The sequence below is a fragment of the Paenibacillus sp. FSL H7-0940 genome (genome assembly GCF_037979415.1).
GTDB lineage: Bacteria > Bacillota > Bacilli > Paenibacillales > Paenibacillaceae > Paenibacillus > Paenibacillus amylolyticus.
The window spans coordinates 3,090,173-3,115,112 of the sequence record NZ_CP150280.1; the positions used below are offsets into that span (position 1 = coordinate 3,090,173).

Annotated in this window: 23 protein-coding genes; all 23 read right to left on the reverse strand. The window is 46.1% G+C overall.

The genetic code is table 11. From position 1 onward, the window contains the following. Positions 1-260 precede the first annotated feature (260 nt). On the reverse strand, positions 261-1,325 hold the full coding sequence (gene recA, locus MHB71_RS13465) for a recombinase RecA (protein WP_036609261.1): 1,065 nt from the start codon (positions 1,323-1,325) through the stop codon (positions 261-263). A 243-nt stretch (positions 1,326-1,568) separates the two neighbouring features. Beyond that, entirely contained in the window at positions 1,569-2,825 is a 1,257-nt protein-coding gene (locus MHB71_RS13470; RefSeq protein WP_076249792.1) for a competence/damage-inducible protein A, read from the reverse strand. 107 nt (positions 2,826-2,932) lie between these two features. Next, complete coding sequence (pgsA, locus tag MHB71_RS13475) at positions 2,933-3,520, reverse strand: CDP-diacylglycerol--glycerol-3-phosphate 3-phosphatidyltransferase (RefSeq protein WP_017689114.1); 588 nt, start codon at positions 3,518-3,520, stop codon at positions 2,933-2,935. A gap of 319 nt (positions 3,521-3,839) precedes the next feature. Continuing rightward, positions 3,840-4,331 carry a YajQ family cyclic di-GMP-binding protein gene (locus MHB71_RS13480; RefSeq protein WP_036609266.1) on the reverse strand — a complete coding sequence of 164 codons (492 nt, stop codon included), beginning with the start codon at positions 4,329-4,331 and terminating at the stop codon, positions 3,840-3,842. Between the two features lie 155 nt (positions 4,332-4,486). Beyond that, positions 4,487-4,651, reverse strand: a complete 165-nt coding sequence (locus MHB71_RS13485; protein ID WP_167350848.1) for a hypothetical protein — start codon at positions 4,649-4,651, stop codon at positions 4,487-4,489. A 73-nt stretch (positions 4,652-4,724) separates the two neighbouring features. After that, a complete protein-coding gene (locus MHB71_RS13490) occupies positions 4,725-5,774 on the reverse strand; it encodes a RodZ domain-containing protein (RefSeq protein ID WP_340020018.1) in 1,050 nt (349 codons plus the stop codon). A gap of 66 nt (positions 5,775-5,840) precedes the next feature. Beyond that, positions 5,841-6,608, reverse strand: coding sequence for a DUF3388 domain-containing protein (locus MHB71_RS13495; RefSeq protein ID WP_036609270.1), 768 nt, complete (start codon positions 6,606-6,608; stop codon positions 5,841-5,843). Between the two features lie 197 nt (positions 6,609-6,805). Then, positions 6,806-7,069 carry a DUF3243 domain-containing protein gene (locus tag MHB71_RS13500; RefSeq protein ID WP_017689119.1) on the reverse strand — a complete coding sequence of 88 codons (264 nt, stop codon included), beginning with the start codon at positions 7,067-7,069 and terminating at the stop codon, positions 6,806-6,808. A gap of 164 nt (positions 7,070-7,233) precedes the next feature. Beyond that, a complete protein-coding gene (gene fabG / locus MHB71_RS13505; protein ID WP_036670413.1) occupies positions 7,234-8,004 on the reverse strand; it encodes a 3-oxoacyl-ACP reductase FabG in 771 nt (256 codons plus the stop codon). A gap of 1 nt (position 8,005) precedes the next feature. Next, the gene (locus tag MHB71_RS13510) at positions 8,006-9,286 is read right to left on the reverse strand and encodes a pitrilysin family protein (protein ID WP_076318533.1); all 1,281 of its coding nucleotides are present in this window, start codon (positions 9,284-9,286) and stop codon (positions 8,006-8,008) included. A 3-nt stretch (positions 9,287-9,289) separates the two neighbouring features. Further along, entirely contained in the window at positions 9,290-10,570 is a 1,281-nt protein-coding gene (locus MHB71_RS13515) for a pitrilysin family protein (RefSeq protein WP_340029903.1), read from the reverse strand. 126 nt (positions 10,571-10,696) lie between these two features. Further along, positions 10,697-11,524, reverse strand: coding sequence for a spore cortex-lytic enzyme (gene sleB / locus MHB71_RS13520; RefSeq protein ID WP_076318532.1), 828 nt, complete (start codon positions 11,522-11,524; stop codon positions 10,697-10,699). A gap of 195 nt (positions 11,525-11,719) precedes the next feature. Next, on the reverse strand, positions 11,720-14,458 hold the full coding sequence (locus MHB71_RS13525; protein WP_340029904.1) for a DNA translocase FtsK: 2,739 nt from the start codon (positions 14,456-14,458) through the stop codon (positions 11,720-11,722). Between the two features lie 90 nt (positions 14,459-14,548). Further along, positions 14,549-14,779, reverse strand: coding sequence for a YlzJ-like family protein (locus tag MHB71_RS13530; protein WP_017689125.1), 231 nt, complete (start codon positions 14,777-14,779; stop codon positions 14,549-14,551). Beyond that, the gene (locus MHB71_RS13535; RefSeq protein ID WP_235193785.1) at positions 14,776-15,549 is read right to left on the reverse strand and encodes an ATP-dependent Clp protease proteolytic subunit; all 774 of its coding nucleotides are present in this window, start codon (positions 15,547-15,549) and stop codon (positions 14,776-14,778) included. Before MHB71_RS13535 ends, MHB71_RS13530 begins: the two co-directional genes overlap by 4 nt. Before the next feature lie 220 nt (positions 15,550-15,769). After that, positions 15,770-17,449, reverse strand: a complete 1,680-nt coding sequence (locus MHB71_RS13540) for a ribonuclease J (protein WP_036609284.1) — start codon at positions 17,447-17,449, stop codon at positions 15,770-15,772. 476 nt (positions 17,450-17,925) lie between these two features. Beyond that, complete coding sequence (gene dapA / locus MHB71_RS13545) at positions 17,926-18,804, reverse strand: 4-hydroxy-tetrahydrodipicolinate synthase (RefSeq protein ID WP_036670403.1); 879 nt, start codon at positions 18,802-18,804, stop codon at positions 17,926-17,928. Between the two features lie 47 nt (positions 18,805-18,851). Beyond that, positions 18,852-20,072 carry an aspartate kinase gene (gene dapG, locus MHB71_RS13550; protein ID WP_036670402.1) on the reverse strand — a complete coding sequence of 407 codons (1,221 nt, stop codon included), beginning with the start codon at positions 20,070-20,072 and terminating at the stop codon, positions 18,852-18,854. A gap of 377 nt (positions 20,073-20,449) precedes the next feature. Further along, a complete protein-coding gene (locus tag MHB71_RS13555) occupies positions 20,450-21,046 on the reverse strand; it encodes a dipicolinate synthase subunit B (RefSeq protein WP_017689130.1) in 597 nt (198 codons plus the stop codon). Continuing rightward, the gene (gene dpsA, locus MHB71_RS13560; protein ID WP_036609288.1) at positions 21,043-21,942 is read right to left on the reverse strand and encodes a dipicolinate synthase subunit DpsA; all 900 of its coding nucleotides are present in this window, start codon (positions 21,940-21,942) and stop codon (positions 21,043-21,045) included. The genes MHB71_RS13555 and dpsA overlap by 4 nt, the downstream gene beginning before the upstream one ends. A gap of 157 nt (positions 21,943-22,099) precedes the next feature. Next, the gene (dut, locus tag MHB71_RS13565; protein ID WP_017689132.1) at positions 22,100-22,546 is read right to left on the reverse strand and encodes a dUTP diphosphatase; all 447 of its coding nucleotides are present in this window, start codon (positions 22,544-22,546) and stop codon (positions 22,100-22,102) included. Continuing rightward, positions 22,506-23,789, reverse strand: coding sequence for a pitrilysin family protein (locus MHB71_RS13570; RefSeq protein WP_340029906.1), 1,284 nt, complete (start codon positions 23,787-23,789; stop codon positions 22,506-22,508). The genes dut and MHB71_RS13570 overlap by 41 nt, the downstream gene beginning before the upstream one ends. A gap of 99 nt (positions 23,790-23,888) precedes the next feature. Next, positions 23,889-24,884, reverse strand: a complete 996-nt coding sequence (locus MHB71_RS13575) for a polysaccharide deacetylase family protein (RefSeq protein ID WP_100529409.1) — start codon at positions 24,882-24,884, stop codon at positions 23,889-23,891. Positions 24,885-24,940: the final 56 nt, after the last annotated feature.

Sequence of the window (24,940 nt, forward strand, 5' to 3'; positions counted from 1 at the left end):
TTTTCATTCTGACTACGCCAAACACACCTTCAGATAAGACAAAGAACACCAATAATACAAAAGACCGGGAACTCTGCCCGGCCTTTACTCCACAGTTAGCGTGCTAACAGCCCCTGTCCATTGGGACAGGGGCTGTTAGACAGCACGAGTACTCCCACTACAATCCATTATCCAGATTGATCCAAGCTCAATCAGATAAGTTTACGGAGTCCAATGGGGAACACCCTCAGGGTCCTCCCTACAAGGGAGGTTTTGAGAGATTACTCGTTGATTTCAAACAATTCTTGTTCTTCTGCTGCTTCTTTTTGTTGCTCTTCACTCGTTGGCGCAGGAACTGCAGTAACCAAGTTACTGGCTACACGAATTTTTTGTTCAATGATGTCAGCAATATCTTTATGCTCTTTCATGAACTGCTTTGCGTTCTCACGACCTTGTCCTAAACGCTCGCCTTCGTAGGAATACCATGCACCACTTTTATTAACGATGTCCAGCTCTGTACCAATGTCAATGATACTGCCTTCTCTCGAGATACCCTCGCCATACATGATATCCACTTCCGCTTGTTTAAACGGAGGTGCCACTTTGTTTTTCACAACTTTAATACGAGTACGGTTACCAATCATGTCATTGCCTGATTTGATACTCTCAATACGACGCACATCCAGACGTACTGTGGAATAAAACTTCAGAGCACGACCACCAGGTGTTGTTTCCGGGTTACCAAACATAACACCGACTTTCTCACGAAGCTGGTTAATGAAGATTGCGATTGTTTTGGATTTGCTGATTGCACCAGACAGTTTACGCAGCGCCTGAGACATCAAACGCGCTTGCAAACCAACGTGTGAATCGCCCATTTCGCCTTCAATCTCTGCTTTTGGAACCAATGCGGCTACAGAGTCAATAACGACGATATCTACTGCACCACTGCGTACAAGAGCTTCTGCAATTTCCAACCCTTGCTCACCCGTATCTGGCTGAGACAGAAGCAATTCATCAATATTAACACCAAGTTTGCTTGCGTATTGCGGGTCAAGAGCATGCTCGGCATCGATAAATGCAGCTTGTCCACCCGCTCTTTGTACTTCAGCGATAGCATGCAATGCTACGGTTGTTTTACCAGAGGATTCAGGTCCATATATTTCAACAATACGGCCTTTAGGCAAGCCGCCTGTTCCTAATGCAATATCCAAAGCCAAGGAACCACTGGGAATAATTTCCACATTCATATGAGTGGACTCACCCAGTTTCATGATGGATCCTTTACCAAATTGCTTCTCTATTTGACGGAGCGCCATATCAAGCGCGGCACGACGGTCTGACAATAAGCTCACACCCTTTACTGTTTATAAGATAATGATACCTTGTTTTAACACGTTTGCCAAGCTTTTTTTCGAACATACATTCGTTTTTTTTGTAAAGGCCGAGGCGCCTCTTCCTCAAGGAAACTTTCCATTAAACAGAAAAAAGAACCGTAAACAAGGCTGTAAAGCCTAATTCTACGGTTCTTCCGTCTTCCTTAATTATACTTGCTTGGAACTGTAAATGCAATCGAAGCTATTAACTAATCAATCCATCGCCACAAGTTTTTGCCATAAGCGATAGAGAATCGCTTTGGCTGAACGAATGCGAACCGTCTCGCGATTACCATTAATACGCAGCTCATGAATTTCCGTCTCTTTTCCACGTTCAGCAAGAGCGATGAAGACAAGTCCGGGTGGTTTGCGTTCCGAATATCCCGGTCCAGCTACACCGGTAACAGCCAAGCCAAAATCAGCATCGCCAATCATGCGAATCTGCTCAGCAAGCACTTTTGCAACCTCAGGACTTACCGCCCCAGGTGCATCTTCACCTTCCAGATAATCATGAGGCACATTCAGCAGCTTTTCTTTAATTTCATTGGAGTAACAAACAATTCCACCTTTGAGCATTGACGCACTTCCGGGTATAGAGGTCAGACTTTGCATGACAAGCCCTCCTGTACAGCTCTCAGCAGCGCTGAGCGTCAGCCCCATGTCAGACATCATGGTTACAATCGTGTACTCTATAGGCACATCCTCGTTCGCGTAGAGATGTTCTGTCAAACGCTCCCGAATCTGAACCTCCATCGCATCCAGCTTCAGCTTCGCCTCTCCCTCACTCGCAGCCTTTGTGGAGACGCGTACCGTAACTTCGCCTTCGCTCGCGTAAGGAGCAATCGTAGGGTCTGTCTGCGCGTCAATCAGATCCAGAAGTCGATCTTCCAGAGCAGATTCACCAATACCTGCGAATTTGAGCATTCGGGAATAGATCGGCATCTCTTCTGTGAGTACATGCTGGAACAGCCAAGGTTTGACTTCCTGTTCAAACATTGGAATCAACTCTTTAGGTGGTCCAGGCATCACAACATAATATTTGTCATTGTCAGAAATCGCATTTCCTGCCGCAAGGCCCGTTTCATTGGCCAGAGGTGTTCCGCCATCAATAACGATCGCCTGACGTCGGTTATTCTCTGTCATATCCACATTACGATCTCTGAAAAAGCTCTCAATTTTGTCCATTGCCATTCGATCTGTATGCAGTTTCCGGTTAAGAACAGCTGCGAGCGCATCCTTGGTCAGATCATCTTGGGTAGGTCCGATGCCACCGGAAAATAAAATAACGTCTGCACGGCTCTGCGCAATGCGAATAGCTTCACTAAGTCGGTTCAGGTTATCCCCAACCACCGTTTGGAAATATACATCGATCCCCATCGCAGCCAATTCACGGGATAGGTATCTGGCATTGGTATTGACGATTTGTCCAAGCAGTAGCTCTGTGCCAACTGCAATGATTTCTGCCTTCATTGAGCATCCTCCTGTACACGTGGTGAGTGATCAAAGGGCAATAGGATAATTTCCTATTGCCCCTGACCCAATGCTTCCTTCATGATTACCCATTTAAGAACAAACCATTATGCTTTTGTTAAATGAAGCAAATTTTTGTTTTTGATAAAGTAATCGATACCCGACCAGATGGTAATAAGCGCTGCTGCCCATACCGCGATAATATCGACGTGAATACCCGTGTATGAAAACGGGAAATTGTTCAACAGCAACAGCACAATCGCCACAATCTGCACTACAGTCTTCAGCTTGCCCCAAGCACTAGCGGCAACAACCGAACCATCCAGCAATGCAATTTGACGCAAGCCGGTAACTGCGAATTCACGACTAATAATCACAACTGCAATCCAGGAATCCAGCTTGCCCATCTCCACAAGCGAGATCAAAACTGCAGTAACCAGCAACTTGTCTGCGAGTGGATCGAGCAGTTTCCCCAGATTGGTAACCATGTTATTTTTCCGCGCAAGGTATCCGTCAATTCCATCTGTGCTTGCGGCGATGATAAAAATAACAGCAGCAATCAGTTGATTATACGGAAGCGACAAGCTTCCAAGCTGCAACGGCTCTGGATAAAATGGAAAATCCACGAGCAGGAACACCATCAAAAAAGGGATTAAGCAAATTCGTGCAAGCGTAATCCGGTTGGGTAAATTCACAAGACGCCCTCCCTCATATCCTCCATTACTCCAAACAATCATCATAATCCCGTTATCATCATCCGGAACATGAAATGTACAGTTTCAATGTCAATCCATATTAACATGATCCCACTATGTAGAAACGCAAAAAATAAAGTCAACCGCTCAAAAGCAAAACGCTTTAAACGTTCCGGTGACTTCCAGAAGATGTACTGCTTTTCACAAAGTCAGCAAACGATGAGGACTGGACTTGATGCTTGACTGCCAGCAATGCACACTTAGTATAATATACGCCCAATACCGTGTCAAAAAACACTTTTGCTACAAAAAGGCCTTATTACTTGAAATTTGTATATTGCAAATCCAGAGGCAGGTTAGCACCATTTAGCAGCTGCATGACAGCTTGCAAATCATTTTTACTCTTACCAGTTACCCGAAGTTGATCTCCCTGAATCTGACTCTTCACCTTCATCTTGGAGTCCCGAATCAGGATATTGATTTTCTTGGCGATGTCCTGATCAATCCCCTGTTTAAAATTCAAACGCTGGCGGACTGTACCAGAAGACGCTGGCTCTACCTTTGCGTAATCAATGTTTTTCAATGGTAGACCACGCTTCGCCATTTTGGATTGCAGCACTTCAATGACAGCCTTGAGTTTGGTCTCATCATCAGATACGATCGTTAACGCATCCTTATCCAGCTTCAGGCTGCTCTTGCTGCCCTTGAAGTCATAACGAGCGCCAATTTCTTTCTCGGTTTGTGTAACGGCATTTGTCAGTTCTTGCAAGTCCATTTTGGACACGATATCAAATGAATTTTCTGAGCTCAAACCAGTCACCCTTTCAGTTAATCGTATGTTCTGTAACATTATAGAGGATACCTTAAGCAAAAGTCTAATTTCAAGCTGTTTTACACAAAGAAAAAAGCATTTTTGGCTTCCACTTCAAGTGGCTGCCAAAAATGCTTGCTGGTCCAGCTTCCAACCTAATAGCGGCTGCGGTTGGGCTGTCTGAACATATCGAGCACACCCAAAAGTACATGTGCAAGTCCAAAACCCAATATTCCGTAACCCCAAGCACTTGGAGTCAGGTAATAACCCAGGAGGCTGACAATGATCCCTAAACCTGTTACGATCCAGCTGACTGTCACAGCCATCCACCTCACTTCACCAAAAGTTAACTGCAAGTTAAGACACGATTATTGTCTCCTGCAGTTGACCCGGTTATTCGCTACCCGTGGTACCCCCTGTACCGTCCGTTGATCCATTTTCAACACCTGTGGAAGAAGTAGTGTCACTACTATCTTCACCAAGCTTCAAACGGATCCGATTGGTCGCCTTGCCATCCGTTACAACCTGCCCGCCAACCTCAATCGTGGTCGCTGCAGCGTAACCGGACTTAATATACATGCCTGTACTATCAAGCTCAAAGGTATAGCTGTCACCTTCGGCTGTGTTACCATACTCCAACTTCTCTCCACTGGAGTTTTCGCCTTTATACACTTCCAGCCAGCTATGACCTGTTGCTTTGATCGTAACCGTTACAGGTTGCCCTGCACTACCGTTAACTTTAAAATTCGTAATATTCCCTGATTTCCCATCTTCTGCAACAGTCACATTAGACGGTGAATTGTCAGTTGGTTTTTCCTCAGTTTCATCCGTCTGTCCGTCCGTTTGGCCATCAGTTTGACCGTCCGTCTGTCCTTCAGTGTCTGTACCGCCACCATTACCCCCAGCGTCGCCCTCACCAGTACCGTCAGTACCTGAATCTGTCGCAGGCGGATTAGATGCCTGTCCGTTGTCGGCAGGTGGATCTGGTTTATCCTCAGGCTGTTGTTGACTGTCTGTAATTTTGACCTGATCAAGACCCGGATTATCTGATTCATCACCATTGTTATACACCACGTATACATACAACAGTACTACGATCAATACAGGGAATGTCCACATCAACGCGACAGACATCCACCGATTACTACGCTCAACCGGACGGCTGGAACGCTTCTGAATAACCGGTTCCATCGTTGCTTCCGTCTCTTCTTCGGGTACGTCTTTTTTGTGTCCCTCCAGCAGCTCATCAGGGTTCAGTCCCACGGTCTCCGCATAGGTTTTGATGAAAGCACGCACATAGAAGCTACCCGGCAGCACTTTATAGTCTCCTGCTTCTATGGCCTCCAGATACCTCTTGCGAATTTTTGTCATTTCCTGTACATCGTCAAGACTCATCCCTTTTTGTAGCCGGGCCTCCCTTAACTGCTGACCCAGTTCAGACATGCCATCTCCTCCTTATGTTTATCTCTTGAGTTGTTGCTAATCTATTCCATGATTCCGTACGGTTCCTTACAATTCATCGGTGTAGCTAGCCGTAAACGTATCATAAATAATCTCTTCATTGGGAATGTTACGCAATTCAATAATAATATCAAAATCATTAAAATCATATTCGGATTCCTGTACAAAAATATCCGGATGTTCAATAACTTTGGTGCTAGGCATGGACATAATATCCTGCAACAAATTGTAATGCCGCTCACTGGAACGAATTGTACTTACAATTCCGTCAATGATGAAGACATTGTTCGGGTTCAATTCGTCTTCGGACATTTGACTCCTTATCGTCTGACGAAGAAGTGTGGAGGAAACAAACGTCCATCGCTTCATTGCACATACGCTGCCCGCAATAATAGACTCCGTTTTGCCAACACGAGGCATTCCGCGCAAACCGATGACCTGATTGCCTTCCCTCTTAAATACTTCACCCAAAAAGTCCACAAGTAACCCAAGTTCATCTCGTGTGAAACGAAATGTCTTGCGATCATCCGAGTCACGGTCAATGTATCTGCCATGACGTACGGCCAAAATATCCACCAATTTAGGTTGCCGCAAAGCCGATACGGTGATGCTGTTTACTTTGCCAAGCATTTCACCAAGCAAACGGATTTTTTCATCATCATCCGATTCAAGCAGCATGCCTCGAGTTTTGCCTTCAACACCGTTAATGGTCAATATATTCACTTCAAGCATCCCCAGCATAGAGGCAATATCGCCTAACAAACCGGGTCTGTTCTTATGTATTTTATATTCCATGTACCATTGTTTAGATTCCATTTCAACACCCCGTAATGCATTATTCCCCATTATTCGACAGCAACAGAACATATCCACTGGACAACAATCTGAGACATCTTCTACAAATGGGTCACGTTAATGATATATAAAATGAAAATGAATTACAAGAACAGCTCTGTAATCCGTTTGTAATCATTAGAGAAAAGCCCCCTTGCGGGAGCTCTTCATCTGTAATCTTATGCGTTTTGTTTGGCCAATTTGACCATCAGGCACGCAATCGTACGACGCTCATCAGCATCGCCGACATCCCATAACTCTTTCAATGCCCGGTTGGAATGGTTCGCCGGATCGACTTTCTCATCAAGGAAGTCGCCGATTTCATACGCAAGTTTGTTGATGGTTTCTTCACTCATCCCCATCTTCTCTGCTTGCAGTACGCGGTCACCCAGGAACTTCTTCCATGTGTCAAAACTGGAGAGCACTGTTTTTTCTGTTGACATGATAAATCCTCCTTAGATGACGCATGAGATTTAAAATCAACAGTTGTAATATGTGCTTTCGAAGCATTTTATATACGAGCATTTTGAAAATAATCCGGAAGACGACTGCTTCTCAGCAACCTTCACCCGGTTCGTTCACAGCCAGTCAAGTTTTCTTGCTTTTTTTACGTTAACCAACCGCCATTTGGACTGATGATCTGCCCATTGATATAACCCGATTCAGGGAGAGCCAAAAAATAAACCAATGATGAGATTTCATCAGGTTGAGCAAGTCTTCCTGCCGGAATTTCCTCTTCCAGCATCTTCAGTTCACTCTGATCCAGATGGCTCAGCATGGATGTCTGAACGGCACCAGGAGCAACGGCATTTACGGTTACTCCGGAAGGCGCGAGTTCTTTCGCAAGCGCTTTGGTGAATGCATTCACCCCACCCTTGGTTGTGGAATACAGCACCTCACAAGAAGCACCAGACAGCCCCCAGATCGACGATACATTAATGATCCGGCCGTACCTTTGGGAGATCATGTGAGGCATCATTTCCTGTGTACACATAAACGTGCCTTTGAGGTTAATCGCCATCACTTCATCCCAGATCTCCTCTGTAACATCAGCCAACATCCCATAGTGCGAGATTCCTGCATTGTTCACAAGGATATCTGGCATGAGATTGTGCGACTCCAGCTTCTCACGCATACGCTCAATCTGTTCCCGGCTGCGAAGATCCGCAGACACGGTCATGATTTTTCCGCTGCCTTGTTCCATGCACCGTCTGGCGGCTTCATTCGCTGCTTCATGCGATTTCATATAGTGTATAACAACATTCATTCCCACTCTGGCAAAGCGTTCTGCGATAGCCGCTCCGATGCCACCGCTTGCGCCAGTTACCAGTACAGTCATTTCCCCGATTGCCTTCAATTGTCCCGTTCCCCTCTCCATATCAAGGACTCACGACTAGCGATACAGCCAGATGATCCCACCGAATATGCTCTCTCAGTCTGAGATTTACATCTTCCAGTGTAATCGATTCATAGAGCGGCAGCATATTGAAAAAATCACCGCCACGGAATTGCTGACGTGTAAATTCATGCGCAATGTTCTCCGGAGAATTGAGCATACGCAAATATCCGCCTATTTTCTTTTTGCGTGCACGTTCAAAATCCGTGGAATCGAACCCTTTTTCTACAATGGCATCCACTTCTTCACGTATACGCGCGAGCAGTTGATCCGGGTCTTTTGTATCACCACCAATGGCTGAAAACGCATATTGCGGCGAACTGTTATACTCATGTCCAAAGCTGTCCGAGATCAGATCTTCATCGTAGAGCTTCTGAAATAATCGTGTGCTTGAGCCAAACAAAAGGTCCATCATAAGCTGCGTTGTCATATCTCGCCGTAACAATTGTTCCCCGGTAAGTCCAACGTCCGTCTCCTTGAATCCAAACAGACATTTGGGCAGTGAAACAGCCAGTTTCGCTTCCCGTCTGGCTTCTCCTACCTGCTCAGGCTCCGGTTCGAAGAAACGCTGAATGCTCCCCTGTGGCTTATAATCCTTCTGCTCCTGGTTCGATCGAACCATATCAATGACTTCCTGTGGATCTACACCACCCACCACAAACAAGAGCATATTACTCGGGTGATAGAAGGTGTTATAACACTCATACAACATCTCTTTGGTAATCGTACGGATGGATTCCACCGTTCCTGCAATATCGATATGCACCGGATGTTTCTGATACATGGCTTCGATCAATCCAAAATAAACACGCCAATCCGGATTATCAGCATACATGTCAATTTCCTGTCCAATAATGCCTTTTTCCTTTTCCACATTTTGATCCGTGAAGTAAGGATTTTGCACAAAGTTGACTAATGTTTGTATATTTTCATTCACATATTCAGTCGCTGAAAACAAATAAACCGTCTGATCAAAGCTCGTAAACGCATTAGCTGAGGCACCGTGAGACGCAAATGTTGCAAAAATATCGCCTGTTGGTTCTTCAAACATTTTATGCTCCAGGAAATGAGCAATCCCATCCGGGACCTTCACTTCTTCCTGCCCCTCAACCTGAAAATGATTATCCACCGATCCATACTTGGTTGCAAACGTAGCATACGTTTTCTGGAACCCCGGTTTAGGCAAAATATAGACATGCAGTCCGTTATCCATTACTTCGTAATATAGTGTCTCCTGCAAATGCTCATACCGAATGCTCTCCACCGATTATTCCTCCTTCTCATCCCGCAAGAAATAAATCGTATCCAGACGGAATTGTTTTGCCGCCTCACGTACATCTTCCTTGCTAATATGTTCTACCTGAGCCAAAAGTTCTTCAGCCGTTCTCTCTTTGCCAGACAACTGTCGATTGAAGTCATAAGCGATCATCTCAAAAGCAGAATCCTGCATTTCCTTGAGCAGGTTACGGATCATTGCTTTGGTCTGAGACATTTCCAGATCACTGATTGTACCGCTTTTCATTTCTTCCAGCTGCTGCTTGATGATGGTGACAGCCTTCTCATAATTAGGGATTTCAATCCCGGATTGAATCGTTGCAATGCCCTTATGTCCGTCATATCGCGAAGACGCGTAATACGCCAGGCTTTCTTTTTCACGAACATTGACAAACAGTTTGGAATGAGGATAACCACCGAGAATCCCGTTGTACATTAGTGCTGCGGCATACTGAGGATCTTCATAAGTGATAGATGTACGGAGTCCCATATTGAGTTTTCCTTGACTCACATTCAGTCGCTCAACAACGGTCTCCACTTCCTTATTTCCTCGAACCGCTGCCTGTGTCTGGTAATCAGAGGAGGACGTTCGATCTACATTGAAATGACGCTGAACAAGGTTCTCGACCTCCTCCAGTGTCGTATCCCCTACCACGTACAGATCCATACTCGCCTGCTGCAGCCACTCCTGATAAGACGCAGTAAGTGTGTCAGGCTCAATCCCGGGCAGATCCTTTCGCTCACCCAGTGGATGAAGACGGTACGGCTCGTTCTTGCACATTTCCTCGATACTGCGTTCAGCCGCATAGCGCATTTTATCGTTCACGATGGACTCCAGCTTTTTACGAACAGTCTCTCGCTCTGCTTGTACATAAGACGTCCTGAAATGTCCATTCTCCTGTGCAGGTCGGGTAAGAACCTCTCCTAGGAAAGCAAATGAACGATCCAGTAGCTGTTCATCCCCTCCAACAAAGGAATCATTAATGGTATCCATTCGGAACTGTACAATCTGGTAATCCCCGCGTTTATAGACGTCAAAACCAAAACCTGCTCCATACAGATGCTCCAGTTGCTCACGGAATTGCGTTGTTTCCGGATAGGTCTCCGTGCCGCGTCGCAGAACAAAAGGTGTCAGTGCTACTTTGGTTACTGTATCTTCCCGTAAGGGAACTCCTGCATATAACGATATAGCAAACGTTTTAAAACGTTTAGTGGGAAGCACATGTATACGAAACTGTCTCTTGCTACCTCGTTCGAATCCTGATGTATTCAAATGTCAAAACCCCTTTACGGCGTCATTTATCATGCAATCGTATTAAGCTAAACGTAACAACCATTTTAACCCATTCAAAAGGCAAGAAGCAACCGAAGTCACGCCTTCTGGTTGCTTCCAACATCATCACATACAAAAGATATGCTGTCCGATTGTTTTCACTTGTGGGCGGGTCCAGATCCATTTGGATGTTGCTGTCTTCGGGTTAAAATAATAGAGACATCCACCGGACGGATCCCATCCATTCAGGGCCTGCTCAACTGCCTTTTTGGCTTGTGCGTTTGGTTCCAAATAGATCTGTCCGTCCGCTACAGCCGTAAATGCACCTGGCTGAAAGATCACGCCAGAAGGCGTATTTGGAAAGCTTGGTGATTTCACGCGATTCATAATTACTGCTGCTACTGCGACTTGACCTTCAAACGGTTCACCCCGGGCTTCACCATATACAGCGTTAGCCATAATCTTGAGTTCATTCTCTGAGAGACCAAGGGCATTGGCAGATCCCATATTGTCTTGCTCTTTATCTGCCGTATTGTTGCTACCTCCACCTCCACCTGAGGATTCCTTGTGTAGCGGCGGCTCTGTTGGCGACCATTTGGTTGACGCATTGTACAGCTTGAGCTTGGTCTCAGCTCCAACCACACCATCTGCCTTCATGCCAAACTCGGATTGAAACCATTTGACGGATTTCAGTGTGCTGCTGCCAAAATTACTGTCGATTTTACCATTGTAAAATCCCAGGTACTTCAGACGCCCCTGAAGCTCATATACATCCTGACCGTAACTTCCATATTTCACAGCGTTGCTGCTGAAAGTAGGCAAGGCTTTCTCTTCAACTTGTGATGTGCTTTGATTCGAACTTTCGGTTGCTGCATTCTCAGGAAGCAAATAACGGATTCCCAATGCGGACATCAGCAAAATAGCAGTGAAAAGCCATATGTTCATTTTTCGCATCGACTGTGCTCTACCTTTCTCTTGTGGGATTAACAGAATCGCTAAGGTTATTATGACAAGCCTGCTTGCTTCCTATGCACCAAATCATCCGATCATTGGACATCATGGTAAAACTTCAGTCAAATTGTATGAAAAAAGCCCCCAACCATTAAGGTTGAGGGCTCGAATCGCCTGAATATTCATGTGCATTACAAGCTACGAGCTTATTTTGTTTTGTTGGTACTCTTCAAGCGAGACCAACACTTCCCGTGGTTTGCTACCCTCGTAAGGACCAATCACGCCCCGGGATTCCATGGAGTCAATCAAACGTGCGGCACGGGTGTATCCTACTCGCATTCGACGTTGTAGCAGAGAAACAGACGCTTGCTTGGCCTCCAGAATAATCTGCACTGCCTTTTCGTATAACTCGTCCTGTACTTCATCTTCAGCCTGGATAGAGTCGTCCACCTCAGGTACAAGGGACTCATCATACTGTGCTTCACCTTGACCACGTACATAATTCACAATATTTTCCACTTCTTCATCACTCATAAAAGCACCTTGTACACGAACCGGTTTCGATGCGCCCATTGGCATGAATAACATGTCTCCGCGACCCAACAGTTTCTCGGCCCCACCCATATCCAGAATGGTTCGAGAATCCACCTGTGAGGATACACCGAAGGCGATACGAGAAGGTATGTTGGCTTTGATTACGCCAGTAATAACATCCACAGAAGGCCGCTGTGTAGCAATAATCAGATGGATACCGGCTGCACGAGCCATCTGAGCGAGTCGTGCAATGGCATCCTCCACATCTCCGGCAGCAACCATCATGAGATCTGCAAGCTCATCCACTATGACAACAATATAAGGCAGAACAGCCGCAGGATTATCTTTCATCAGATTATTGTAACCTTCAACGTTACGAGTGCCTGATTTGGAGAACAGTTCATATCGTTTCTCCATCTCAACCACAATCTTTTTGAGAGCAAGTGACGCTCTCTTAGGATCAGTTACTACCGGTGCCAGCAAATGGGGAATCCCGTTATATACGTTCAACTCAACCATCTTAGGATCGACCATCAGGAACTTCACTTCATCCGGCTTGGCTTTGTACAATATGCTGGTAATAATTCCGTTAATACACACCGACTTACCGGAACCTGTAGCACCCGCAACCAACAAATGGGGCATACGAGCCAAGTTACCAATAATCGTCTGTCCCGAGATATCTCGGCCAAATGCAATGGTCACTTTGGATTCTGCCTCCTGGAACGTTGCTGTCTCCATTACTTCACGCATCGTTACAACCGATACTTCACCATTAGGTACTTCGATACCAATAGCAGACTTTCCGGGAATCGGTGCTTCCATCCGAATATCTTTTGCCGCCAGAGCCAACGCGATATCATCAGTTAGGCTGACAATTCTGCTGACCTTGACACCAATGTCAGGTTGAATTTCATATCTTGTAACGGCAGGACCACGAACCACTTCAAGTACTTTGGCGCGAACACCGAAGCTTTCCAGTGTGGCTTCCAGCTTACGTGCTGTTTGCATATAATCCTTCTGGTCACCCGCCTTGCCCCCATTGTTTGGCTTGGCAAGTAGACGGAATGATGGTAGCTTGTACGGCTTAGGAGGTGGCAGTGGTGGTTTCACCGGTTGTGTGTCCTGCCCTTCAGGAGTTGGAGTATCTGTTCCCTGCATTGCATCATTAGGTACTTCTTCTCCACTCTGAATCTCATCCACAGCATTCATCCCGTTTGTACCTGCATCGGATGCAGACCACTCTGTCTCTACCAGTTCATCCGTTATTTTAATGGTATGCTCGCCCTGTTGTACTACGTTTGGATCGGCCAGATTATCCGGGAAAGGATAAGCATCGTCCAGATCATCTTCAATGCTTGCCTCTTCTGTTCTGACATGCTCAAAAAAGTCTCGAATGATCGGCGCTGAGTTAGGTTTAGCCTGAACAGGAACACGTGATGAAGCTGATTTGTTAGTTACGTCTTCGGTTGCATCCTGCCACGCCTCTAGATTGTGATCTTGTTCGGCGCGGTACACAATCTGTTCTGTTTCTGCCGAATCGACCTCATCCATTTCACGTCCTGATGTCGCCTGTTCCCGTTTAGCTCCCCATTTCCCAAAAAGTTGGAAGAATATGGGCGAGTTTCGTTTTGGTAGATGCTGTTCCTCTAATTCATCCTCATACTCGTCTTCGTCATCTTCAACAGGAACAGGTACCACTTTACGGGCGTTACCTTTCTTTCTGGCATCAGAAGTTGAAGCAGAACGTGCAGAGGGTCTCGACTCCAGCTTTTTGTACATCGAACTCCCGGCATCCCAAATCTTTGTTCGGAATATTCGTATCAAATCCACATAAGATAGACTCGTAATCAGCATAAAACTGATGATAAACATGACAATCATGATGAGTCTCGCCCCAAGACTGCCGAACAGCCACAGGAAAAGAGCAAATTGCCCAGCTCCGAGATAACCACCGCTGATGTCCTTGTTAAGCATGGAGTCCCTCTCACCTGGCACAGCAGGGGTTAGCAACTCGGTTTGCATATCATTATGTACCTGCGTAATCACAGCACCAGGCTCAAGCGCACCAACCGGAATGAGCTTCTGGTGCATTGCAGAGACAGTACTCATCAAGGTTAAGGCAAAGACCAGCAAAACAAGTCCTGTCTTGCGTGTGGTCCAACCACTCGGCCATTTCCGGTGAATCATCACCATGAGACCATAATAAATACCAACAAGTGGAATCGCAAAATAAAACTTACCAAGCATCAGTCCGAACATCTTGGAAAGCGAACGTCCAACGGTGGCTTCACCCGATAATGCTATGACAGCAAGGGTAATAAGCACAATCCCGTAAATTTCATATTTTAAAACGCCACTAAAACCAGCGCCCTTTTTTTTCCTCTTTTTTCTTCTGGCCAAAATCAGGTCACCCCCAGAAGAATATTATACCATACAAATATAATCCGTACATATGTTCTTTTTCTGCTCAATTTGTCTGAATTCGTCGCGTTATGCTGATCCCAAGTTACCCGAAATCGGAATGGTCGAACCCGGCATATTGGCAGGATTGAGATAGGCTTCAAGTGGACAATCCAGCAAACGAACAATAACGGCTTCATTGTCATTAACAGGTCTTACCTGCATTAACAAACCATTCATTTTGATCTCCCTCGTATCTTCGCCCTCTTTCCACATTCCCGACCAGAGTTGTTCCGGGGGCATCACTGTATATAATGTCATTGGGTATAACCTCCCGCTTGCAGAGTCTGTCTCTTGTCTCCTATGAGCTGATTTAACTGAGCAATAGCCTGTCCAATCCCGCCCACTGCATCCATTAATCCATGTTTCACTGCATCTGCGCTTCCTACAGCTGTACCAATATCCCGATTCAACTCACCAGTCTTAAACATTAGTTCTTTGAACATCTCTTCAGAGATATTCGAATGAGAAGTCACGAACCGAACAACCCTTTCCTGCATTTTCTCCATATACTCAAACGTTTGAGGTACACCAATGACAAGGCCGTTCATCCGAATCGGATGGATCGTCATCGTTGCACTTCCGGCAATCAGGGAATATGTTGAAGCTACAGCAATCGGTACTCCAATGCTATGCCCGCCTCCAATGACCACAGTCACCGTAGGTTTGCTTAGAGAAGCAATCATCTCTGCAATGGCTAGACCCGCCTCTACATCTCCACCTACCGTGTTCAAAATGATCAGTATACCTTCAATACGCTGATTTTGTTCTGCGGCCACCAGCTGTGGAATGATATGTTCATACTTTGTTGTTTTGTTTTGTGGCGGCAAAATCAAATGCCCTTCGACCTGTCCAATAATGGTCATGCAGAAAATATTCGACTCACCTGCAGGAGACTGTGTCTGCCCAAATTGCTGAATAGTCTCTGTCACGGGAGAGATGGCCTTTTCCTCCTGAATCGGAATTTCCGGCGCTTCAACTTCCGGTTGATTGGATCTTGACGCCTGCTTGTCATTCATACGTTCATTCATTTCAATAATCCCCTTCTCCAGAAACATTTAATGTATTTCCTTAGTATGGGGACTTTTCCAACCGCCTTATACCCGCTACATCAAATTGCTTCACATATTGACTTATCGCAGATCTTCCTGAAAACGCAAAAAAAGCCCCTTCTCTACGAGGAACCGTCCAATATTACTCGTAGAGAAGGGGCGACTGTGTGCCTGAATATATGTTTTTGTTTAGCCTATTTTAAACTTCCATAATGATTGGCAAAATCATCGGTCTACGACGAGTTTGCTCATACAGGAAGCGTCCCAGTGCATCTTTAACATTTGTTTTGAGTGAAGCCCACTCGTTAACGTTCTCACTCATCAACTTCTGCAATGTGCTGCTAACGATCCGGTTGGCCTCATCCAATAGTCCTTCCGATTCACGAACATACACAAATCCGCGAGAGATGATGTCAGGACCGGAAACAATTTTTCCATCCTGTTTGCTGAGTGTTACCACAACAACAAGGATACCATCTTGTGACAACAATTTGCGGTCACGAAGTACAATGTTACCCACATCGCCTACACCCAAGCCATCGATCAACACATTACCTGCAGTAACTTTACCTGCTCTACGTGCTGCTCCACCTTGAATTTCAATCACTTCACCGATATCCGTGATGAAAATGTTCTCAGGTTCTACCCCTACAGATTCAGCAAGAACCGCGTGGCGACGCTGCATACGGAATTCACCGTGAATCGGCAAGAAGAATTTCGGTTTCATCAGGTTGAGCATCAGTTTCAGCTCTTCCTGGCTACCGTGACCAGATACGTGGACGCCACTGTTAGCACCGCTGTAATGCACGTTAGCACCCAGACGGAACAGTTCATCAATCGTACGGCCTACATATTTCTCATTACCTGGAACCGGAGTTGCTGCGATAATGACGGTGTCACCTGGCAGGATGTCCACTTTACGGTGCGTGGAACGAGCCATACGTGTCAGTGCTGACATTGGCTCTCCTTGACTTCCTGTGCAGAGAATCACGACACGATCAGCTGCCATCTTGCCTACTTCTTCAGGTTCAATGATCATGCCATCCGGAATCTCAAGATAACCCAGTTCTGATGCAATACCAACCACGTTCACCATGCTGCGTCCGATAACTGCAACTTTACGTCCAGTCACTTCTGCTGCATTGATCACCTGTTGGATACGGTGTACGTTGGAAGCAAATGTCGCCACAACAACACGTTGACTAGCTTTACGGAAGATATCTTCCAGAACGATACCCACATTTTTCTCCGATGGTGTGAATCCAGGTTTCTCAGCGTTCGTACTGTCGGACAACAGCGCTAACACGCCATTTGTTCCAATCTGTGCCATACGCTGAAGATCTGCATATTGACCATTGACTGGAGTATGGTCGAATTTGAAGTCACCTGTGTGAACAACTGCACCTTCCGGTGTTTCGACACATACACCAACAGAATCCGGAATACTATGGTTAGTAGCGAAGAACGATGCTTTCAGAACAGATCCAAGTTGGATCTCGGAATCAGCATCAATCAGAATACGTTTTGTATCACCCAGCAAATTCGCTTCTTTCAACTTGTTTTCTACAAGTCCAAGCGTAAGTCTTGTTCCGTATACAGGAACATTCAGATGTTTGAGAACATATGGCAGACCACCAATGTGATCCTCATGTCCGTGAGTAAGGATGATTCCTCTTACTTTGTCACGGTTCTCAGTCAGGTAAGAAATGTCAGGGATGACAATATCAATACCAAGCATATCTTCTTCCGGGAATTTAAGACCAGCATCTACGACTACAATGTCGTTGGCGTATTGGATGACGTACATATTTTTACCAATCTCGCCTACGCCGCCCAAAGCAAAAATCATCAGTTTATCGTTATTATTTTTCTTAGACAAATGAATCTAAACCTCCTATGGTAGTTGGACGTCGTACCTTATTATTTATTGTAAGTTAAGAAAAGTAGTCCATACATCACATACCCACCTATCGGGATGAATGCAAAAGAACACCTTTATTCACGATATTTGGAAGAAGTTCTTCGAAGTTATTCCCTTTGACCAACAAGTTGGAGTTGAAATTCCCTCTTAGCCGTTCCTTCCTTTTTCACCGCAAAGCTACACCACGAAGCGATGTCGCTTTCAATTTCAAAAAAATACCGCACCCAGTCACTTGACATCATTATACATGATTAAAAACAAAAAAAACAAGTCACTCTCTCGTTAACCTGTAGGTTTCCCCTTAGCAGTGGAAAAGAAACCTCACATTACTCGTAAAAAAAAGAACCGCAGCCTCTACGAAGAGGAGCGGTTCTTTTGCTGATCTGAAGGATATTCCCATGATTAATAAAATAGTCCATATACAACCAAAATGATTACAAATTAAGCAAACCTTTGATATAAACCTGCTCCTCTTCCGTTGGCGGAATAAGTGGCAACCGTACGGAACCAACGTCTAGACCACGCAATGTCAGCGCATATTTCACCGCTACGGGGTTTGGTAGAGGCTGTGGACACTCAAACAGGCCTTTGAACACCGGGAACAACTGCTGATGAATCTGAGCAGCCTGAAGAGGTGCTCCGCCATAGAAGGCGTCAATCATTTTCTTCATTTCTGCCCCTACGACATGACTGGCCACGCTGACAATTCCATGTGCTCCAACCGCAATCGCTGGTAAGCCTGAAGCATCATCACCGGAATAAACTCTGAAATTTTCTGGAGCACTTGCTGCAATCAGCGTAACCTGCTCCATAGACGCACATTCCTTCGTAGCGACGATGTTAGGAATCTGTGCAAGACGAAGCGTTGTCTCTGCTGACAGGCTGGTTACTGTACGCCCAGGCACGTTGTAGAGCATAATTGGCAGCTTGGTGGAGCCTGCAATCGCTTCAAAATGTTTGAACAAACCTTCTTGGCTAGGTTTATTGTAATACGGAACAACCAACAAAATGCCATCCACTCCGGCACGTTCAGCTTCCTGTGTCAAATGGATGGAATGTGCCGTGTTATTGCTTCCCGTTCCGGCTATAATTTTGCACCGACCGGCCGCATGTTTCACTGCAAATTCGAATAATTGAACTTTCTCAGTATCACTAAGTGTTGGAGACTCCCCTGTTGTTCCAGAAACCACAAGCGTCTCCGACTTTTGATCTACAATTAGATAGTCGATTAGACGTGCCGTTTCCTCCCAATGAATCTCTCCTTGTTCATTGAACGGAGTGACCATTGCTGTAATCAATCTTCCAAAGTCCAATTCGATTCCTCCTTCAAAACAGGTTTGGCTCCTCTAACTTCAGTTATTTACAAATGAAGTTCGAATGAGGCGTGAAGTGCCCTCAGGGCCTGAACCATATCTTCTTTTTTTACGAGTACCCAGATCGTTGTATTCGAATCTGCCGATTGCAGGATCTGAATGTCTGCCAGTGTCAAGGACTCCACGATTCGAGCCATGATTCCAGGTACACCATTAATGCCTCCGCCAATGACGGACACTTTGGCACAACCGGACAGGCTTTGTGGCTTGAGACCTATCTCCTGCAATACCTGTATGGCTTTCTCGGAATCACTGTCAAAAACCGTATAGACAACTCCCGAGGGGGTAACATTAATAAAATCAACGCTGATTGAATTCTCAGCCATGGTTTTGAACACTTTGAGTTGCAATCGATCTGCACCACCACCAGGCACATCCACCGTAATTTGCGTTACATTGCTCACGTAGGCGATGCCTGTTACATAACGGTCAACAATGCCTGTCTGCACATCCTGGAATCCTTCCGGATGCGTAACCAGCGTTCCTTCCGTGTCTGCAAAAGTAGATCTTACCCGCACTGGAATCTGGGATTGCATCGCAATCTCAACCGCACGTGGATGGATTACCTTGGCCCCGTGGTGGGCCATGTTACAGATCTCTGCATAACTCACAACAGTCAGTGGACGTGCATCCTCAACAATTCGCGGATCAGCGGTGAGTATTCCGTTCACATCTGTGTAGATATCCACCATTTCAGCACGTAATGCTGCACCGAGAGCTGTAGCAGACGTATCGCTTCCCCCACGACCCAATGTCGTGAAGTCTCCGTTCTCTGTCTGCCCCTGGAATCCGGTTACAACAACGACACGGCCAAGCTGAAGCTGCTCCAACACACGAACAGGACGGACATCCAATATCCGGGCATTCCCGAAATTGTCGTCCGTCACAAAACCTGCTTGTGCACCGGTCAGCACTGTAGTTGGAATGCCTTCATGTTCGAGTAAACTGCTCAACGTTGTCGCCGATATGATTTCACCACAGCACAGCAGTAAATCCTTTTCGCGTGCGGATAGTGCGTTTCCGTTCTGTGCAGCCCAGTCCAGCAACGTATCGGTCGCATATGGCTCGCCGCGGCGCCCCATCGCAGACACAACGATGACCAGACTCAATCCTGCTTCAAGTTCACGTTTAACATGACGGAGCACATGCTCTCTCGCCTGAACAGTGGAGAGAGACGTGCCTCCGAATTTCTGTACCATGATACGCATCTTTATTCCTCCATTTGTGTACGCAAGAAGACTGGACACGGGTCAAATCAACAAATGGATCACTCTAGGGAGCGTTCTGATGCGATAATTTCAGCATTTTATACGGCATTCCATGCCGCTCCTTATTTTCTGTAATTGTCTGGGACAATCGCAAATCAAAGGTCGCGGTTGTTATCGAGGTCATGATGCATACATTCACAATAGACCTCTCCCGCTTGCTTAACCTGTACTGCCCGCAAGCAGGAATGCCTTATCGACAGGAACGTGGACATAGTAGCTGTTCAATCCAGCATATTGTCCCCCATGATTTTCTTTGTCTCTCGAACCCTTCTTCATTTCTCCAAGCGTATAAACGTTGTCACCGAATCATTGTTCCATCAAGCCTGTGAAGAACGCTCCACAATCATCGGCTGCAACTGTTTGCCCTCAAGAGCACTCCAGCAAGCCTCTGGAATCAATTCCATTTTGGCGACTAACGAGTTTGGTTTTTTCACTGGATCGTCTTGCCCAAATGGCACAAAATACAAGTATTTAGCCACAAGCAATTTGGCGATATTCGCAGCATTCAAGCCCAGACCGTCATTCGTGGAAATCGCGAGCACAAGTGGACGCTGATTGCGCATCTGCGCTTTGGCTGCCATTAGCACTGGACTGTCGGTCATCGCATTAGCCAGCTTGCTTGTTGTATTCCCTGTGCATGGAGCAATAACCAGCACATCAAGCAGCTTGGAAGGCCCTAATGGCTCCGCTTCAACAATTGTAGAAATGATATCATTACCTGTTATATCTTTCAACTGTTTTTGCCAATTTTGCGCCGTACCAAAGCGTGTATCCGTCGTCAGAACCGAATTCGAAATAATCGGAACGACGTTGGCACCTTCAGCTACGAAGCGGCTAATTACCGGCATAACCTCTTCAAACGTACAATGAGAACCCGTAATTGCATAACCTACCGTTTTTCCCTGCCAGTTCATGATTTAACCTCCCGTGCGTTCTGTTCTTCCAAAAGCAAACGGATCAACGCGTCGGCAATAATGCCGCCAGCCGTTTTGGGAGCAACAATGCCGGGGAGGCCTGGCGCAAGTAGCGCTTTGATACCGCGTTTCTCGGCATACCTGAAATCACAGCCGCCAGGAGCGGATGCGAGGTCGATAATGACAGCCTTTTGCGGCATTCTGGACAGGATTTGTGCTGTGATTATCATAGTCGGTATCGTATTAAAAAGCAAGTCAACTTCCCCGGTCTGAGCGGCCAAATCCGTTGTCATGAAAGGCTTCCAGCCCATTATTGTAGCGCGGGCAGCATCCTCTTCCCGCCTGATTCCCACCCGTACATTTGCTCCAAGTCCCTGCAGTGTTTTGGCCATTGTGAATCCTGTTCGACCAATGCCAAGCACAATGCATTCCGAACCATGGATTGTGAAGTCCGTCTCCCGAATTGCTATGGCGATGGCTCCCTCAGCTGTTGGAATAGAGTTATAAAGTGCAATATCATCACGATCAAGTACTTCAACAAGTCGCAGCCCATTTTCAAGACTAAGTTCGCGCAAGAACGGCTTTGCCATACCTGTGAACACAATACAATGCTCTGGTAATGCTGCAATATGTTCCTTTTTCAAATAGATCGGTGTGTCACTGAATGAAGTACTTACTTTTCCCTGCTCATCGCAACCGACAACAGGCAGTACGAGTACATCTGCGGAAGCAAACACTTCATCCTCCAGTTCCTGGTGCTCGATCCCTGGAATGGAACGCTCTATTTTATCGAAACCCACCACACTTACCGTTGCATCCAGCTCAGCGCACTTTTGAATGACTTCAAGCTGCCGCGCATCTCCGCCCAGGACTACAATCCGGACTCCGGTCAGCATCGGGACGTCACTCCTTTCACCACATGTATGCCTTATCGTATGCAGGGGCCCACAGGGGGGTGAAAACAATAATTGCATTCCACCGTCCGTTTCTCAAATGTAAAAAAGAGCCGCCCCTGTCAGGGACGACTCTAAAGAATAGGTATATTTACGCTGCTTATTTCCCGGTATGACCGAATCCACCTTCGCCACGTACCGTTTCCGAAAGTTCATTCACTTCAGTCAATTCAACCGCAGGCACGGTCTGGAAGACGATCTGTGCGATGCGCTCTCCCCGTACAATTGTGAACGGTTCCTGACCCAAATTAATCAACAGAACTTTAACTTCTCCGCGATAATCCGCATCAATGGTCCCCGGTGTGTTGAGGCAAGTAATACCATGTTTGAAAGCCAGTCCGCTCCGAGGACGAATCTGTGCTTCCAATCCAGCTGGCATTGCCATCGCAAGTCCGGTAGGAATCAGCGTACGCTGACCCGGCTGCAATACAACATCTTCCTGAAGTGCAGCTACTACATCAAAGCCGGATGCCAGCTCCGACATTTTTTGAGGCAGTTTAATATCTTCATTGCCCGGCAGTTTCTGTATTTGAACGTAATGCAACAAAATCATCCCTTCTCAATCCAGCGATCGTCTTATCTGAAGCGCCAACCATAGCAAGTGCAAAAGGTTCAGCAAACATCAGATCAAGTACCGCGTTAATATCGTCTATGGTAACTTGCTCAATTTTGGCAATCATCTCATCCAGTGTATGGTGTCTGCCCAGCATGAGCTCGTTTTTACCCAGACGATTCATGCGACTGCCTGTGCTTTCCAAGCTCAGAATCAAGCTACCTTTCAGCTGTTCTTTTCCTTTACGAAGTTCATCTTCGGACAAGCCGTTAACAGCCAAGTCGCGTAGAACCTCTTTGGTCAGATCGAGCACTTCTTTGGTCTGTTTCGGTGCTGTACCCGCGTATATCGTGAAAAGTCCGCTGTCCGCATGAGAGCTATGATAGGAATACACGGAGTACGCAAGACCCCGTTTCTCACGAATTTCCTGGAACAGTCTGGAGCTCATGCCTCCACCAATGGCGTTATTCAGAACAACCATAGCGAATTGCAGCGGATCTCCGATTTTACAGCCCGGGAACGAGATACAGATATGATTCTGTTCCGTTTTCTTTTTGTGAAAGAGCTGTCCGCTTTGGAAGGCTGGCATCGTGACTGCTTCCGATACTCCATTTACATCAAAAGCACCAAAATGCTTCTCCATCAGATCGATTACACTGTCATCAATATTACCCGCGATACTAATGACCGTGTTCTCAATCGTGTAGTGCTCCTTCATATATGCACGCAGATGGCTGGAATCCATCACTTTGAGACGTTCTTCCGTACCCAGGATTGGGTATGCGAGTGGATGCTCACCATAAGCGGCCAAGGCCATCAGATCATGAACCATATCATCAGGCGTATCTTCATACATCGAGATTTCTTCCAGAATGACGTTTTTCTCCTTGATCAATTCACCATCATCCATTTTGGAGCGGAAAAACATATCAGACAATACATCAACCGCAATCGGCAAATGTTCATCCAACACTTTAGCATAATAACACGTATATTCTTTGGAAGTGAATGCATTCACGTTACCGCCAATCGCATCGAACTGCTCCGCAATCGCCTTGGCATCATAACGATCTGTTCCCTTGAATAACATGTGTTCAATAAAATGTGATACTCCGTTACTTGCAGGTTGCTCATTACGCGAACCTGTCTTGACCCATATTCCGAAAGACACAGAACGGCAGGTCGGTATCTGTTCCATGACAACTCTGAGGCCATTGCCCAGCTGAATTTTTTTCATGGTTGGCCCTCCTACATCTCTATAATTGCCTTGATCTCAACCTTGAAATTGAAATCGACATTTGGTTCCAACTGTTTGATATTAACAAAAAAACAACGTTCACTCAACCGTAGAGGTATTTACACGTTCCGAAGACAGCGTCTCACTTACTGTTCCGAGCACCAGACCTTTGGCCCGTATGGATTGAATCATGCCCTTTAAAGCTCCCGAAGAAGCAGCTGTAGGGTGCATTAGAATTAACGTTCCAGCCTCAGTATTTTTAGCAATTTTGGCAACAACGGCATCCGGGCTTGGCTTACGCCAATCCACAGTATCTACTGTCCATAACACGGTTTTCAGTCCCATGGATGAAGCAATGTCAACGGTCTTCTGATTAAAGTCACCGGATGGCGGAGCAAACCAACGATTCTCTACGCCCAGTGTTTTATGGAGCAGATCCTGGGTTTTGCTAATTTCCAGCTTGGCCCGTTCTGCGCTCAATCGACTCATATTAGGGTGAGAATATGCATGGTTGGACATCTCATGCCCACGTTTCTGAATTTCTTTGGCCAGTTCAACATTTTTGCTTAACCAACTTCCATCCAGAAAAAAAGTAGCCTTCACTTTCTCGGCATCGAGCGTATCCAGCATCGGTTTAATGTATTCGTTCCCCCAGGCCACATTAATCATAAAAGAAACCATCGGTTTGTTTGCATTCCCCCGATAGATCGGATGTGCACCCAAATCCTTAAGCTGGATCTCCGGTTCAATCTGACGGTAGACATACGCTATTTTGGTATTCAACGTTCCACTCAGCGCCTTACGGTATGTCGCTTCCACATCAATCTCCATGCCATTATAACCAGGAATCGCTTTCCATACCCGATCCACTCTGGCATTTACCGGAGCAATTTTCGTTTCAGCCGCTTTATCCCGAATCGCAGACAACAGCGCATCTTCTCCAGTTGCCTCCTTAAACATGTCAAAAGCATTTTGCGTACCTGGCCCATCACGGATCTCCGTAATGTATGTACGTACACTGCCAACTTGTCCGATCAATATGACCGCAGTCACACCCGCCAGAACAGCCGCCAGCTTTTTGGATTGGTTTCCCACAGCTCCATCCTCCCGCCGTCTTTGTCCCCATCATATGAGGACAAGGGCAAAAATAT

What these genes read in the sequence shown, in the direction of transcription:
- MHB71_RS13530 (WP_017689125.1), bottom strand. Translation starts at nt 14,779, where the DNA reads ATGACATTATATACAGTGATGCCCCCGGAACAACTCTGGTCGGGAATG.
- sleB (WP_076318532.1), bottom strand. Translation starts at nt 11,524, where the DNA reads ATGCGAAAAATGAACATATGGCTTTTCACTGCTATTTTGCTGATGTCC.
- dapG (WP_036670402.1), bottom strand. Translation starts at nt 20,072, where the DNA reads ATGCGTATCATGGTACAGAAATTCGGAGGCACGTCTCTCTCCACTGTT.
- dpsA (WP_036609288.1), bottom strand. Translation starts at nt 21,942, where the DNA reads ATGCTGACCGGAGTCCGGATTGTAGTCCTGGGCGGAGATGCGCGGCAG.
- MHB71_RS13570 (WP_340029906.1), bottom strand. Translation starts at nt 23,789, where the DNA reads ATGAAAAAAATTCAGCTGGGCAATGGCCTCAGAGTTGTCATGGAACAG.
- fabG (WP_036670413.1), bottom strand. Translation starts at nt 8,004, where the DNA reads ATGGAGAGGGGAACGGGACAATTGAAGGCAATCGGGGAAATGACTGTA.
- MHB71_RS13495 (WP_036609270.1), bottom strand. Translation starts at nt 6,608, where the DNA reads ATGGAATCTAAACAATGGTACATGGAATATAAAATACATAAGAACAGA.
- MHB71_RS13500 (WP_017689119.1), bottom strand. Translation starts at nt 7,069, where the DNA reads ATGTCAACAGAAAAAACAGTGCTCTCCAGTTTTGACACATGGAAGAAG.
- MHB71_RS13470 (WP_076249792.1), bottom strand. Translation starts at nt 2,825, where the DNA reads ATGAAGGCAGAAATCATTGCAGTTGGCACAGAGCTACTGCTTGGACAA.
- MHB71_RS13490 (WP_340020018.1), bottom strand. Translation starts at nt 5,774, where the DNA reads ATGTCTGAACTGGGTCAGCAGTTAAGGGAGGCCCGGCTACAAAAAGGG.
- MHB71_RS13555 (WP_017689130.1), bottom strand. Translation starts at nt 21,046, where the DNA reads ATGAACTGGCAGGGAAAAACGGTAGGTTATGCAATTACGGGTTCTCAT.
- MHB71_RS13535 (WP_235193785.1), bottom strand. Translation starts at nt 15,549, where the DNA reads ATGAATGAACGTATGAATGACAAGCAGGCGTCAAGATCCAATCAACCG.